The organism is Affinirhizobium capsici (genome assembly GCF_977018625.1).
On record NZ_CDRNXD010000004.1, the window covers coordinates 1,960,814 to 1,975,547 of the forward strand.

The 14,734-nt window shown below is 57.7% G+C and carries 12 protein-coding genes and 1 tRNA gene; 5 read left to right on the forward strand and 8 right to left on the reverse strand.

All coding sequences use genetic code 11. The annotated features are described in order from the left end of the window. Positions 1 to 8: 8 nt before the first annotated feature. The 6 genes from AC0JZ1_RS12865 to AC0JZ1_RS12890 form a co-directional block, all read right to left on the reverse strand. Positions 9 to 1,463: a methyl-accepting chemotaxis protein gene (locus tag AC0JZ1_RS12865; protein WP_471882747.1), complete on the reverse strand. Its 1,455-nt coding sequence runs from the start codon at positions 1,461 to 1,463 to the stop codon at positions 9 to 11. 174 nt (positions 1,464 to 1,637) lie between these two features. Continuing rightward, a complete protein-coding gene (adhP, locus tag AC0JZ1_RS12870) occupies positions 1,638 to 2,666 on the reverse strand; it encodes an alcohol dehydrogenase AdhP (RefSeq protein ID WP_471882748.1) in 1,029 nt (342 codons plus the stop codon). A gap of 107 nt (positions 2,667 to 2,773) precedes the next feature. Further along, a complete protein-coding gene (locus AC0JZ1_RS12875; RefSeq protein ID WP_471882749.1) occupies positions 2,774 to 3,193 on the reverse strand; it encodes an MAPEG family protein in 420 nt (139 codons plus the stop codon). A 41-nt stretch (positions 3,194 to 3,234) separates the two neighbouring features. Then, positions 3,235 to 3,597: a hypothetical protein gene (locus AC0JZ1_RS12880; RefSeq protein ID WP_471882750.1), complete on the reverse strand. Its 363-nt coding sequence runs from the start codon at positions 3,595 to 3,597 to the stop codon at positions 3,235 to 3,237. A 105-nt stretch (positions 3,598 to 3,702) separates the two neighbouring features. Then, on the reverse strand, positions 3,703 to 5,208 hold the full coding sequence (guaB, locus tag AC0JZ1_RS12885; protein ID WP_471882751.1) for an IMP dehydrogenase: 1,506 nt from the start codon (positions 5,206 to 5,208) through the stop codon (positions 3,703 to 3,705). Positions 5,209 to 5,364: 156 nt separating this feature from the next. After that, the gene (locus AC0JZ1_RS12890; RefSeq protein WP_471882752.1) at positions 5,365 to 6,372 is read right to left on the reverse strand and encodes an MBL fold metallo-hydrolase; all 1,008 of its coding nucleotides are present in this window, start codon (positions 6,370 to 6,372) and stop codon (positions 5,365 to 5,367) included. Positions 6,373 to 6,595: 223 nt separating this feature from the next. Between AC0JZ1_RS12890 and AC0JZ1_RS12895 the strand changes: the two genes are divergently transcribed. Then, on the forward strand, positions 6,596 to 8,005 hold the full coding sequence (locus AC0JZ1_RS12895; protein ID WP_471882753.1) for an MFS transporter: 1,410 nt from the start codon (positions 6,596 to 6,598) through the stop codon (positions 8,003 to 8,005). A 2-nt stretch (positions 8,006 to 8,007) separates the two neighbouring features. On the opposite strand, the gene AC0JZ1_RS12900 is transcribed toward AC0JZ1_RS12895, so the two are convergent. Both AC0JZ1_RS12900 and AC0JZ1_RS12905 read right to left on the reverse strand, forming a co-directional pair. Continuing rightward, positions 8,008 to 8,748: an RlmE family RNA methyltransferase gene (locus AC0JZ1_RS12900; RefSeq protein ID WP_471882754.1), complete on the reverse strand. Its 741-nt coding sequence runs from the start codon at positions 8,746 to 8,748 to the stop codon at positions 8,008 to 8,010. Next, a complete protein-coding gene (locus tag AC0JZ1_RS12905; protein WP_471882755.1) occupies positions 8,745 to 10,379 on the reverse strand; it encodes a Ppx/GppA phosphatase family protein in 1,635 nt (544 codons plus the stop codon). Before AC0JZ1_RS12905 ends, AC0JZ1_RS12900 begins: the two co-directional genes overlap by 4 nt. Positions 10,380 to 10,654: 275 nt before the next feature. Here AC0JZ1_RS12905 and AC0JZ1_RS12910 point away from each other — a divergent pair. The 4 genes from AC0JZ1_RS12910 (at position 10,655) to AC0JZ1_RS12925 (ending at position 14,714) form a co-directional block, all read left to right on the forward strand. Further along, a tRNA-Gln gene (locus AC0JZ1_RS12910) sits at positions 10,655 to 10,728 on the forward strand. A gap of 985 nt (positions 10,729 to 11,713) precedes the next feature. Then, positions 11,714 to 12,403, forward strand: a complete 690-nt coding sequence (locus tag AC0JZ1_RS12915; protein ID WP_471882756.1) for a hydrolase — start codon at positions 11,714 to 11,716, stop codon at positions 12,401 to 12,403. 69 nt (positions 12,404 to 12,472) lie between these two features. Beyond that, positions 12,473 to 12,754: a XapX domain-containing protein gene (locus AC0JZ1_RS12920; RefSeq protein WP_471882757.1), complete on the forward strand. Its 282-nt coding sequence runs from the start codon at positions 12,473 to 12,475 to the stop codon at positions 12,752 to 12,754. An 82-nt stretch (positions 12,755 to 12,836) separates the two neighbouring features. Then, positions 12,837 to 14,714, forward strand: a complete 1,878-nt coding sequence (locus tag AC0JZ1_RS12925) for an amidohydrolase (protein WP_471882758.1) — start codon at positions 12,837 to 12,839, stop codon at positions 14,712 to 14,714. Positions 14,715 to 14,734 lie beyond the last annotated feature (20 nt).

Genomic DNA, 14,734 nt, shown 5'->3' on the forward strand with positions numbered 1-14,734 from the left:
GCGCCGTATCAGGCGGCGAACTTCCGTCGATAAGCATCGGCAGGTGCCGCTGCCGTCTGGTCCGATAGCGAGAAATGGTTGACGAGGTCCGCCAGCTCCCGCGAACGATGGCGCATATCATTCACCGCTGCCGTGGATTGTTCGACCATTGCCGCATTCTGCTGCGTGCCTTGGTCCATTTGCGCGACCGCAGCATTGATTTCCCTCAGTCCACTCGCCTGCTCATTGGCGGATGAGGCGATATCGGCAATCAGCTGATCGATTTCGGTGACTTTCTCTACAATTCCGTTCAAGGTCTGGCTCGTGGTCTCGACCAGCGTCACACCGCGTTGTACCTGGTCGGAGCTTGTGGAAATGAGCCCACGAATTTCCTTGGCTGCATCGGCAGAGCGTTGCGCCAGCGCCCGCACTTCCGAGGCGACAACGGCAAAGCCCTTACCCGCATCGCCGGCGCGTGCCGCTTCAACACCCGCATTCAGCGCCAGAAGGTTGGTCTGGAACGCAATTTCATCAATGACGGAAACGATCTGCGCAATCTGGCCGGAGCTGGTGGCAATTTCGGCCATGGCGGCTTCCGCATCACGCATGATCTGACCGGACCGCGTCGCATCCTGCTTGGCGCTGGATGCAACCGTGGTTGCCTTGGTGGCACCATCAGACGTGCGGCGAACAGTGGCCGTGATCTGGTCGAGCGCCGCTGCGGTTTCTTCCAGTGACGCTGCCTGCTGCTCCGTGCGGCGGGAGAGATCATTCGTGGAATTTGCGATCTGCTCCATGCCGTTGCGAATATCTTCCACGGTGGCGGAAATCTTCTGCATGGCGAGATCGAGTGCTTCCGTTGCGCGGTTCAAATCATGACGCGCACTGTCCGTCCCATCGGGCAAACGCTCATGGAGGCGCAGCGCAAGGTTTCCTTCTGCAAGGGCTTTCAGCGCTTCGCTGAGCACAGCCATGGCCTTGCTGTCCGCCTCGGCGGAAGCCAGTTGCTGGCGATGACGCTCTTCCTTTTCACGGGCAGCCGCCTCATTGAGGTCATTCATGACATGATGAACGCCGATGGCAAGGTCCGTCAGCACCACTTCCATCATGGTCTGGATCAGTTCTGCGCGCTTGGCACCGGAAAAACGGCTCTCTTCGATGACAGCCATGATCCACTGCGAGGCATAGACCGACGTTGCCTGATAGATGAACTTGGACAGACCAAGATGAGCGGCGACGTCTCGAATGATCTTCGCCTGACCTTCGAAAAAAGCCGTGTCGAACTGGCCCGTGAAAAGCTTGCGCGCCTTTTCTGCTTCCCGCCGCAAAAGATCGGGTGGCAATTGCTTCATGGAAGGATCGACAGACTGATAAGTCTTGGTCATCACCCGTTCCAGGTGCTTTTCCACTCGCCGGAACAGCTCCTCACCACGCGCTCTTTTCTCGCCAGACCAGGGTAAAAATTCGTTCTCAATCGTGCTCATTGCAACCTCATTCACCGCAATGCACAATCAGTGCAAGGCAAGTCTTAAATTTAAATAAAACACGCAAATATATCGTGGCCTGACTGCATTTTCCGGATGTCGGATAAGAAAATACCCGTGGTTTTACACGGGTATTCATGTATATCATAATACTCTTATCTTATGTATTGTCCGCTACTGTGCGAGATCCAGTACGATGCGGCCATCGATCTTGCCTTCTTCCATGCGCTGGAAGATTTGGTTGATGTTCTCCAGCCTGTCCCAGGAGAAGTGCGAGGCAACTTTTCCCTCACCGGCAAAAACAAGGCTCTCCTCAAGGTCCTGGCGTGTGCCGACGATGGAGCCGCGCACCGTGATGCGCTTCAACACGGTATCGAATACCGGCAGCGAGATGAAGCCGGGCGGCAGGCCAACGAGGGACATCGTGCCTTTGGCGCGCAGGAAGCCATAGGCCTGCTCCATGGCTTTCGGCGAGACAGCCGTGACCAAGGCTCCATGCACGCCGCCGGTTGCTTTCTGCACCTGCTCCACCGCATCGGGCGCCCGTCCGTTCACGGTCACGTCAGCGCCGAGTTTCTTGGCGAGTTCCAGTTTTTCGTCAAAAATGTCGGCAGCGACCACATGCATGCCCATGGCTTTTGCGTATTGAACAGCCAGGTGGCCAAGGCCACCAACGCCGGAAATGACAACCCATTCGCCGGGGCGCACTTCCGTTTCCTTCAAGCCTTTATAGACCGTCACACCGGCGCAAAGAATGGGTGCGGCAGGACCGAAATCGAGATTATCGGGCAGGCGGCCGCAGAATTCCGGGTCAGCCAGTCCATACTGCGCGAAGGTGCCGTTGACGGAATAGCCGGTATTTTGCTGCGAGGGGCAGAGCGTTTCCCAACCCGTGCGGCAAGGCGTGCAGCAGCCGCAAGCCGTGTGCAGCCATGGCACGCCAACGCGATCCCCTTCCTTCAGATGCTTGACGCCTGCGCCGAGCTTGGCGACATAGCCCACACCCTCATGGCCTGGAATGAAAGGTGGGTTTGGCTTGACCGGCCAATCCCCATTGGCCGCATGAAGATCGGTATGGCAAACACCTGTTGCCAGATATTGAACCAGGATTTGCCCCGGCCCCGGCTCCGGCACGGTAACCTCTTCAATGACAAGAGGTTGCCCGAAGGCGCGCACCACAGCGGCTTTCATCAGTTCAGCCATCACTCTCTCCATATGAAGCGAAAAGGACCGAGCGTTTTAACGCCCGGCCCTTCGTAGAACAGATTGAGTGTTTGCTTATTGATCCAGCGCAAAACCACGCTTTTGTGTCAGGTCAGCACCATCCACACAGCAAGCCAGAGCCACATGAGCGCCAGAACCGCAAAGCCGAAAATGAAAAGCGGCCTGCGGTGGCCGATACGGTTGGTCGTGACGTGAATATAGCTGTGCAGATAGCGTGATACGACAAACAACCAGGCCAGAATGACAGTCCCGATATTATCGGCATTGACGATGTAAATTGCGATGCAGCCGACGTGGAAGAAGATCGGCAGTTCAAACTGGTTCTTCAGGTTGTTGTGCACAAAGAGGCTGTCTTCCGGCTCCGTCAGGTTCTGGCGAAACTGGGAAACGGTAGCTCGCCCCGCCTTTACGGCTGCCACGCGCCGCCGGGAAAGAAGAGCATAAAGCACGAAGACCAGAACCACATGCGCGAACATGGGCCAAATCATCGATTGATCGGTAATCATTCAGGATTGTCCTTTTACTGGCGGCACGTCGCCACCTGACCTTATTTCCGTAGGCGCAGCGTCTCTGTTCCTGAACCGTCCTCGCCGGATATGGTCCATACGCCGTCCAGCACACCTTCTTCCTTCAATTCGTAGATCACAAGGCCAACATTCTTGCCGAGAATGTAGGAAGCGGCAAACGCATTATCGTAAAGCATGCAGATGCCGCTGGAAGACGTGTCGCCTGTTTTCCACTCGATTGAACAGGTCGTTTCACTGGTGAGCTTGATACGGGCAGTTCCCTGATATTTGCTGCCATCCAGGTTCGTGCCTCTGACATCATAGGTGCCAGCGGATACCGTTTGCGCTTGCGCTGGCAGAGCCAAGCCCGCAGCCAGAGCCAAACCTGCAATCATTGTTTTCATGAATATCCCATCCCCAAATCACTCGGCGCCCCTTGCCGGCCACGTCAGGATAACGGGGATATTGCGGCTGGCAACTGAGCCAGCCGCAATGAAGAGTGAGAGAAATCAGCCAGCGCCACCGGGATAGTTCGGGCTTTCGCGGGTAATCGTCACGTCATGGGCATGGCTTTCGCGAAGGCCAGCGCCAGAGATCCGAACGAAGGTTGCGCGCTCCTGGAATTCCTTGATGGTCGCACCGCCGACATAGCCCATGGCTGCCTTCAGGCCACCTGCGAGCTGGTGCAGGACACCGGAAACCGGGCCCTTGTAGGGAACCTGGCCTTCAATGCCTTCTGGAACGAGCTTCAACGTATCGCGTACTTCGGCTTGGAAATAACGGTCTGCCGAGCCGCGCGCCATGGCACCGACGGAACCCATGCCGCGATAGGCTTTGAAGGAACGGCCCTGATAGAGATAAACTTCGCCCGGGCTTTCATCCGTACCGGCCAGCAGCGAGCCCACCATGGAAGCGGAAGCACCAGCAGCAATCGCCTTGGCGAGATCGCCCGAGAACTTGATGCCGCCATCGGCGATGACTGGAATATCATATTCCTGTGCCGCCTGAACCGCTGCCATGATGGCTGCAAGCTGCGGCACGCCAACGCCTGCAACGATACGCGTGGTGCAGATGGAACCGGGACCGATACCAACCTTCACCGCATCCGCACCGGCATCGATAAGGGCACGTGTGCCATCTGCCGTTGCAACGTTACCGGCCATGACGCGCACGGAATTGGAAAGTTTCTTCACGCGGGCAACGGAGTCGAGAACGCGCTGCGAGTGACCGTGGGCTGTATCGACAACGAGAAGATCAACGCCGGCATCGATAAGGCGCTCAGCCCGCTCGAAGCCATCATCGCCAACGCTGATAGCAGCTGCGGCACGAAGACGGCCCTGCGCATCCTTTGATGCATTGGGGTTCAGCTGAGACTTTTCGATATCCTTCACGGTGATCAGGCCAACGCAATGGCCTTGCCCATCCACCACCAGCAGCTTTTCAATGCGATGCTTGTGGAGGAGGCGCTTGGCTTCTCCCTGATCGACGCTTTCCTTGACCGTGATCAGGTTTTCGCGCGTCATCAATTCGTAGATTTTCTGGGTCGGATCGGATGCAAAGCGCACATCACGGTTGGTCAGGATACCGACCAGACGACCGGTTTTCTGGCCACCGCTTCCGCCGTTTTCAACCACTGGAATGCCGGAAATGCCGTGCGCCTTCATCAAGGACAAGGCTTCTGCAAGGCTGGCATCCGGGCCGATGGTGACCGGATTGACGACCATGCCGCTTTCGAACTTCTTGACCTGGCGAACTTCTTCGGCCTGTTCAATCGGTGTAAGATTGCGGTGGATAACGCCCAGACCGCCCGCTTGCGCCATGGCAATCGCCAGACGGCTTTCGGTCACGGTGTCCATGGCGGATGACAGGATTGGCAGGTTCAGCTCAATGTCCTGTGCGATGCGGGTGGAGATGTTCGTCTGCCCCGGCATGACTTCCGAATGACCCGGCTGCAGTAGCACATCGTCAAAAGTCAGCGCGTCTGCGCCCGTTGCGGATTCAATAATTCGAGCCATGGCCAATTTCCTTCAATAAAAGGAAGCCCGTCCCGGCAGGAGGATGACCGGAAGCGTTCTTCAGGAATGGGAAGTTGGCGAGGGCTGGTAACACGGTTATGACAGGAAGGGAATAGCAAAAAGCCCGGCACGATGTCCGGGCTTTGGAGGATGACCTCAGATATCGAACTGGTAGCTCTTCGGCACGAAGCGATAGCCTGTATCCTGTTTCTCGACAAAACCGACCGCCGGGAAAGGCATGTGGTAGCCGAGGAAGGCCACTTTATCGCTCGCGATCATATCGAACACCTTCTTGCGGGTTGCAGCGGCTTGTGCCTTGTCCATGTCAAACCGCACTTCCCAATCTGGCCTTTGCAGTGAAAGCACATAGTGATTGGCCGTGTCGGCGGTCAGAATGAGGCGGCGTCCGGCGGATTCAACATTGTAAATCATATGTCCCGGCGAATGGCCGAAAGCATTCATGCCGGTGATGCCGGAGGTTACAGACGCATTGTCACCCACGAAGGTTGTCTTCTCGGCGAGTGGCTTCACATTGGCCAACACGGCTTTTTGTCCGCCTTCCGCTGGGGTCCCGGCGCGGGCAGCCGCCGTCCAGAAGTCATATTCGGTCTTTCCAGCAATGTATTTCGCGTTCGCAAACGCGGGCTTGCCATCTTCCATCAAGCCGCCGATATGGTCGCCATGCATGTGGGTGATGACGACGATGGTGACATCCTCCGGGCGGTAGCCAATGGCCTTCAACCCTTCCAGCAGGCGTCCGGTGCCTTGCGCACGACCCGCCTGGCCCATGCCCGTATCGAACAGAACCACTTCGCTGCCGGTATCGATCAACACCGGCGAGAAGGAATTGACGAACTGGTCCCTGGGCAGGAAGTTCTTTTCCAACAAATCGCCCACGGCATCAGGGCTTTGATTGGTGCCGAACGTCTCATTTGGCTTGCCGGATGGCCGAGCACCGTCCTTGATGACGAAAACCTTGAAATCTCCCAGCTTGAAGCTGTGCGTATCCGGCGGCAATTGTGTGGTCATGGTGGCATCCGTTGCAGTTGCGGGCTGTGTTGCGGTTTGCGCATAGGCGCGGCCCGACAGAATTGCAGGAGCCGCCAGCACACCTATTCCCGCGCTGCCAAGCAATACACGCCGACCCATCTCGATTTTTGCCATTCCATCCTCCGTTCACGCTGATCCGTTATTTGGCTTGTCGCTTCCAAACATAATCGCCGGATGCGATGCGAACACTCCCTTCACGCAGACGTGAGGAGTTCTTCAAGGAACTTTGCGGCCCAGAAACAATGGGTCGATTCTTTCTTGGAATTTACTAGTCAGGCAGGCCAAGCAGGCGTAGGAGTGAAAACTTAGCTCATGTCATTTCCGAGCCGTGCCCGCAATGAATCGTATTGTACCGCTGATCCTGGCCGTCGCTTTGTTCATGGAGCATATGGACTCGACTGTCATCTCAACCGCGCTGCCTGCCATAGCCCTGGATCTCGGCGTCAGCCCCATTACGTTGAAGCTGGCGCTCACCTCCTACATGGTTTCGCTTGCGGTGTTCATTCCGATTAGCGGATGGATGGCGGATAAGTTCGGGGCCAAGAATATTTTCCGCGCAGCGATCGGTATTTTCGTTATCGGCTCGATCCTGTGCGCCATCTCGTCTTCCGTTCTCGCTTTCGTACTTGCCCGCTTCCTGCAAGGCATGGGCGGAGCGATGATGACGCCGATTGGACGCTTGGTGTTGTTGCGCACGACGGAGCGAAAAGATCTTGTGTCGGCGATGTCGCTGCTGACCATTCCGGCACTGGTGGGGCCGCTCACGGGCCCGCCGATCGGGGGCTTCATCACCACCTATTTCAGCTGGCACTGGATCTTTCTCATCAATGTGCCCATCGGCGTGATCGGCATCTGGCTTTCCACCATCCACCTTCCCGAACTGCCGCCACGCAGCGCACCGCCGCTGGATGTGCGCGGCTTCTTTCTCTCCGCCATAGCGGCTTCAGGGGTCGTGTTCGGACTTTCGGTCATCAGCCTTCCGGCTCTGCCGCCCTATGTGGGCATCAGTGCGACAGTTCTCGGCTTCATCTGCTGCGCCCTCTATGTGGCGCACGCAAAGCGTCACCCGAACCCGATCCTCACACTCGGGCTGTTTCGCAACACGGCGTTTCGCGCATCCGTCACGGCAGGAAGCATGTTTCGCATTGCAACGGGAGCTGTGCCATTTCTCATGCCGCTGATGCTGCAACTGAGCTTTGGCATGACGCCGTTTCAATCAGGTCTTACCACCTTTGCCGGTGCAGCCGGTGCCATGGCAGTGAAGTTCATGGCCAAACGCGCTTTTGCAGCGACGGGCTTTCGCACGGCATTGCTGAGCGCCAGCATTGCAGGCTCGGCAATGACCGCCATCAACGGCTTTTTCACCCCCAACACGCCAGCGCTGGTGATAACTTTTTTCCTTTTCGCATCCGGCCTTGCCCGTTCGCTGTTTTTCACCGGCATTAACGCGCTTGGCTATTCGGAAATCGGCGATGAGGAGGCAAGCCAGGCCACTTCCATGAGTTCAGTTATGCAGCAGATCAGTCTGGCGCTTGGCGTTGCCTTTGCTGCGCTGGTGCTGGAAGCATCATCCTACCTCTCCGGCACGCATTTGCAGCTGTCAGATTTCCATCTGGCCTTTTTCATCGTATCGGCGATCTCGCTGTGTGCCATCCTGCCGGTCTTTGGCCTTCAGCCACACACGGGCTCTGCCGTTTCCGGTCACCGGCGCTTCTCGAAAGAACCCGCCGAAGCACCGGGGGAATAGGCCTAGAGACTGTCTTCGTTCTCGTGGGGCTGATCCTGCTGGTCAACCTGTTCCTGCTCAATGGCACGGCGGCCTTTGAAGCCCTTGGCCAGCAGGAACATTTCCACCGATTCCGAACGCGAGGACGCGGGCTTGATGTGCATGACCTGCCGGAAGTTTAGCTTGAGCATGTTCAAGAGATCGCGCTCAGTTCCGCCCTGGAAGGTCTTGGCCAGGAAGTGTCCGCCTTCTGCCAGAACTTCTACGGCAAAATAGGCTGCTACTTCGCAAAGATGCATGGTGCGCAGGTGGTCGGTTTTCTGGTGGCCCGTCGTCGGTGCCGCCATATCCGAAATGACAAGATTTGGCGTGCCGCCCACGGCTTCGATCAGCTTTGCTGGCGCTTCCTCATCAAGAAAGTCCATTTGCAGAATTTTGACGCCGGGAATGGGAACGACTTCCAGAAAATCGATGGCAGCAACGCGGATATCGTCTTCCGTGGAATTTGTCACCTTGGCGGCGATCTGCGACCAACTGCCCGGTGCGGCACCCAGATCGATAACGCGCCGCGCGCCTTTCAGGATCTGGTGCTTTTCATCGATTTCGAGCAGCTTGAAAGCCGCACGCGCACGGTAGCCTTCCAGCTTTGCGCGCTGCACGTAAGGGTCGTTGATGTGACGCTCAAGCCAGCGACGGGAGGAAGCCTTCAGCTTGCCCTTCTTCACCTTCTGGCCAAGTTTGCGCCCGATGGGAGTTTTGGTCATCGATGCATCTCCGCAGGCCTATGTGCCGATTGTTCCGCGTGGCGGCGTCCGCGCGCGCGTCTCCACACGCCGTCATCTGCCATCATATCCGTTAAAAGTCCTTCGCGAAGCCCGCGATCGGCCACGCGCATGCGCCGTGCTGGCCAGCGGCGACGAATCGCTTCCAGAATGGCGCAACCCGCCAGCACCAGATCGGCGCGATCCGGACCGATGCATGGATTGGACGCGCGACCCTGAAAATCCCAGGAAAGAAGCTTCGCCTGCATTTCGCTCACCTCAGCATCGGAGAGCCAAAGCCCATCCACCTTGCGCCGGTCGTAACGCGGAAGGTCCAGATGCACGCCCGCAAGCGTCGTCACCGTACCAGAGGTGCCGATGAGGTAGAATTCCGGATCGCTATCATCGCCCCCGGCGGACTGAAAAGTCGGGCAATCAAAGCCCGCCAGCATTGCCTCCACCTCATCCACCATGGCTGAAAACACAGCTGGCGTCACATCGCGGCCGCCATGCCTTTCCGACAAAGTGACAACGCCAACCGGAAGCGATGTCCAGTGGGTGATGTGGTTTGCCAATCGGCTGGAGCGGTTTTCCTGCATGCGCAAAACAGCGATTTCCGATGAGCCACCACCGATGTCGAACAGTACCACAGAGCGTGCCTCGCGCCCGACGAGGGAAGAGCAACCGGAAACAGCCAATCGCGCTTCCGTTTCGCGATCGATGATTTCAAGCGTCAGCCCTGTCTCGCGGGTCACGCGCTCCAGGAACAGCTCACCATTGTCGGCCGCGCGGCAGGCTTCTGTCGCAATCAGCCGCATCTTGCGGATCTGGCGGGATGCAAGCTTTGCTGCGCAAACCTTCAGGGCCTCGACAGCGCGATCCATTGCCTCATCAGAGAGGCGGCCCGTTGCGGCGAGCCCCTCGCCCAGGCGAACGATTCGCGAAAAAGCGTCCACCACGCGAAACTGCCCTGGCCTTGTGGGCTGGGCAATCAACAGGCGGCAATTGTTTGTGCCAAGGTCGAGCGCCGCATAGAGATCATCAGCGTGCGCACGGCGACGCGGCTCCATCAAGGCATCCGGAACGAGCGGATGCTTGCCCCGCTCAACACCTTGAGCATGGCCATTTCGTGCATGGCCGGGCTTGGCCGCCGGTGCAGCATGTGTTCCGTGGCGGCTAGCCGCCTTCGACGCACCCTGCGTCTTTGCCCCGCCTTGACCCTGCCCGGAGGTTAGCGGACGGCCCTGCAGACTGCGGCCCTCGCGCGATTTCTTACCTCTGCCCCGCCTGCGGTTTGGACCAGATGCTGGCGTTGCCTGTTCGGCAGAGATTGGCTTCGCATTCACGGCTGCGGCCTGGGAAGCAGGCTGCAGTGGCTGATTGTCTGCCTGTGCTGCGCGCGCACGACGACGCTTGCGCTTTCGGGGAGCAGCTTGCTCCGGCGACCCGGCCCGTTCAGCATCCGTGGTGTTGGCAGCATCGATGCCACGCACGGAAGACGATGCGGCAGGCGGCTTACCGCCCCGCTTCATCTTTCGACGCCTGCGAGATTTCCCGCCTGGTCGCCCTTCTGCCGACGCACCGCCTACGGGCGGCTTTCCGCCGCTATCGGGGTTCATCACTGTCTTATCCATTGGCCGCGCCAGAGCTTCTTGAAGCACGCAGCGGCGTTCATTGTTTCGTTGAACATAGGATAACAGTCACAAGCCCTTTCGCCAATGCCCTTGTTCAGAAAGGTTGCTGCTGCTGCGGCCAGCCGCCATCCATGCCCTTTGTGAAAAACTGAAATTCCGCTCTTGATCGCTTACAAAAATCTGTTAGAAGGCACCCACAACGCAAGCGGGTTGCAAAGCTCCGGCTCCAGCTCATCAGCTTATGCGTTCCAGTCTGACTGCACCAGTCAGCAGATTGGGGAATAGTTCAATGGTAGAACGGCGGACTCTGACTCCGTTAATCTTGGTTCGAATCCAGGTTCCCCAGCCAATTCTCCCTAAATGCCCTTACTTCCTTGATCGTGCAGCTCTACTGGTTGCTGCAATCCTTTTTTCGGCCTGCACAGAAGTCGGCGCGAGCGGCGCTGTTATCTGCCAACCGTGAGGCGCGCGGTTAGTGCGGGCTGCCCAGATGTCTGCTCCTGAGCGAAGTCATAGTCGGCCTTACGTCCGGATTGGAAGGCGCAAAGGTGCCGCACGCTCTACCGCTGCGGCACCGCAAACGTGAGCTTTGAACGCGGAAATTATTACCGATCGCCTTCCTGTTGACTGATGCCCAAGCCGGGGCACAAAGGTGGCATCCACGTTCGCTCACGGCAGTAAAACAGAGGGAATCAAGGGTTTTCATTAAGTTATTGAAATGATGTGATAATTCAGGTTACTAGGCAAAGGCAATTTTGACCGGTTTTTCGAGGCAAATTTGCTGTTGTCCCCTGCGTAGAAATGTGACGCCTTCTCAATAAGTTAGGCGATCGCTTCTACGTTCACTCACCCCACCTATTGCGTTTGAGGTGATCCGGCAAATTGGCTGGGGACCCGTGAGCGATGACCGGAAAAGATGTATCCGACTGTCCGGCCTCGGATTGCCGAGTAGAGATAGCGAACGGTCCGACTTCATCCCAAATCAGTCATTGGCGGCTAGCATTATTGCTCTGATTGCGACCGACACGCCTCGGTAATTATTACTGATCGCGCGAGCTTTTCTCAACACAACCACGCACATCAAACCAGCGACGGAGAGCCTCGTTCCGAAACAATGGAACTGCATGACGCAGAGTGCGATCTGCATGTCGGGGATAATCCGGGCCCTCAGTGTTGATATTGCTGCGGCAACACGCCCCCGGTCGCCGCTCGTCCTCTCCCGGTGCCCTAAACCTTACAACCTCACCACCAGACAAATCTGCATTGCGGTGTCCAAGACCGTTCGCCCTTTAACGCTGTATCTGAACATCATCCAATTCAACAAGGAGATCGAAATGTCTAAGCTTGAAGTCCTGACCCCCGCCAACAGCCAGCTCATCTTCATTGACCAGCAGCCACAGATGGCGTTCGGCGTGCAGTCGATCGACCGTCAGGTCTTGAAAAACAACGTGGTTGGCCTGGCTAAGGCGGGAAAAATCTTCGACATTCCGACCACGATCACAACGGTCGAAACGCAATCCTTTTCTGGCCACACATTCCCGGAACTCCTGGCCGTAGACCCAGAGAACGACATCCTCGAGCGCACGTCGATGAACTCTTGGGATGACCAGAATGTCCGCGATGCGCTGGATCGTAACGCAGCGCAGGGCCGCAAGAAGATCGTCGTCTCCGGCCTTTGGACGGAGGTCTGCAACACCACATTCGCATTATCGGCAATGAATGATCGACCGGACTATGAGATCTACATGGTCGCAGATGCCTCCGGCGGCACTTCCGCCGACGCCCACAAATACGCCATGGACCGTATGGTGCAGGCTGGCGTCATCCCCGTCACATGGCAGCAGGTTCTTTTGGAATGGCAGCGTGATTGGGCACGTAAGGAAACTTACGACGCCGTCACCACGTTGGTGAAAGAGCATTCCGGCGCTTACGGCATGGGAGTGGATTACGCCTACACCATGGTTCACGGCGCAAATGAGCGCGTTGCTCACGGTAAGCGCATTGGCCCTAACCCCGCAAATTAAAACCTGAATGGTCGCTCCTCATATGAAGACATGTTGAGCGACCGCCCTTCAACGCGAGGCGCGAATTCCATGAAACTGTATCTCATGTCTCTCAGTGCAGGCCTTCTGGTCGGCATCATCTACAGCCTGTTGCAGGTTCGCTCGCCTGCCCCGCCAATCATCGCTCTGGTCGGTCTGCTAGGTATTCTATTGGGCGAGCAGGTGGTGCCATTTGCGAAGATTCTCTGGGCAAAGGAGCCTGCTGCTGTTTCCTGGCTGAACCACATCAAACCACACATGTTCGGCCATCTGCCTGCCGGGCGGGCTGGTCAGGCACGGATCGACGTCCAAAGACCATCTCAAGACGCATAAACCAAATGCGATGCAGGGTGAGGAAACCTTCGGGTTACTCATCCAGACCCCATCCCCGAACTTTTTAATTTGGAGCGCCATCATGTTTGCCGATCTCATTCTCCGCAATGGCCGCGTCACCACTCTGAACGGTGCCAAGCCCGCAGCCACTGCCGTCGCCGTTAAAGATGGCCTTTTTCTTGAGGTAGGGAGCGATTGCGAGATCACTGCCCTGGCGGGGCCGGAGACGAAAGTGATCGACCTCAGGGGCAAGCGCGTTCTGCCGGGCCTGATCGACAATCACACGCACGTTGTTCGTGGTGGACTGAACTACAACATGGAACTGCGCTGGGATGGCATTCGGTCACTCGCGGACGCTATGGACATGCTCAAACGCCAGGTGGCAATCACGCCTGCTCCGCAATGGGTGCGCGTCGTTGGCGGCTTTACGGAACATCAGTTCGCCGAGAAACGCCTGCCGACGATCGAGGAAATCAATGCGGTTGCGCCCGATACGCCCGTCTTCCTGTTGCATCTTTATGATAGGGCGCTTTTGAACGGCGCCGCCCTTCGTGCCGTCGGTTACACCCGTGACACACCGAACCCGCCCGGCGGCGAGATCACCCGCGATGCCAGTGGCAACCCGACCGGCATGCTGCTTGCCAAGCCGAACGCTGGCATACTCTACTCAACGCTTGCCAAGGGCCCGAAGCTGCCTTTCGACTACCAGGTCAATTCCACCCGCCACTTCATGCGAGAGTTGAATCGTCTCGGCATCACCGGCGTCATCGATGCGGGCGGCGGCAATCAGAATTATCCTGATGACTATGAGGTCATCCAGAAGCTGTCCGACGAGAACCAGCTCACCGTTCGCTTGGCCTATAACCTCTTCACTCAAAAGCCGAAGCAGGAAAAGGAAGACTTCCTCAACTGGACGTCCTCGGTCAAATACAAGCAGGGCAACGACTACTTCCGCCATAATGGCGCTGGCGAGATGCTGGTCTTTTCTGCCGCCGACTTCGAGGACTTCCGCCAGCCGCGCCCGGAAATGGCCCCGGAGATGGAAGGCGAGCTCGAGGACGTCGTGCGGATTCTTGCTGAGAACCGCTGGCCCTGGCGGATGCACGCCACCTATGACGAAACGATCTCTCGGTCTCTCGACGTGTTCGAGAAGGTCAACAAGGATATCCCGCTGGAGGGCCTCAACTGGTTCTTCGACCACGCCGAGACAATCTCCGACCGATCGATCGACCGGATCGCAGCCCTTGGCGGCGGCATCGCCACCCAGCACCGCATGGCCTATCAAGGCGAGTACTTCGTCGAGCGGTACGGCCATGGAGTGGCTGAAGCTACGCCACCCATCAGGAAGATGCTGGACAAAGGCGTCAACGTCTCGGCGGGCACCGATGCCACCCGCGTCGCCTCATACAATCCATGGGTATCGCTTGCCTGGATGGTGACGGGAAAGACCGTCGGCGGCATGCAGCTCTATCCGCGCGCCAACTGCCTTGACCGAGAGACCGCGCTTCGCATGTGGACGGAGAAGGTAACCTGGTTCTCAAACGAGGAAGGCAAGAAAGGCCGCATCGAGAAGGGCCAGTTTGCTGACCTCATCGTGCCGGACAAGGACTTCTTCTCCTGCCGCGAGGACGAGATCTCTTTTCTCGTTTCCGAGCTAACCATGGTCGGCGGCAAAATCGTCTATGGTGCGGGCGAGTTCAAGGCCCTTGACGAGAACAACATCCCACCCGCCATGCCGGATTGGTCGCCGGTGCGCAAGTTCGGCGGATATGCCGCCTGGGGCGAGCCGGACGGCGCAGGCGCCCGCTCGCTGCGCCGCACTGCGATTTCCACATGCGGATGCGCAAACGACTGTGGCGTGCACGGCCACGACCATGCCGGTGCCTGGACATCGAAGCTTCCGATCAAAGACCTCAAAGGCTTCTTCGGCGCGCTTGGTTGCTCATGCTGGGCTGTCTGACTCTCAGATTTACCGAAAAT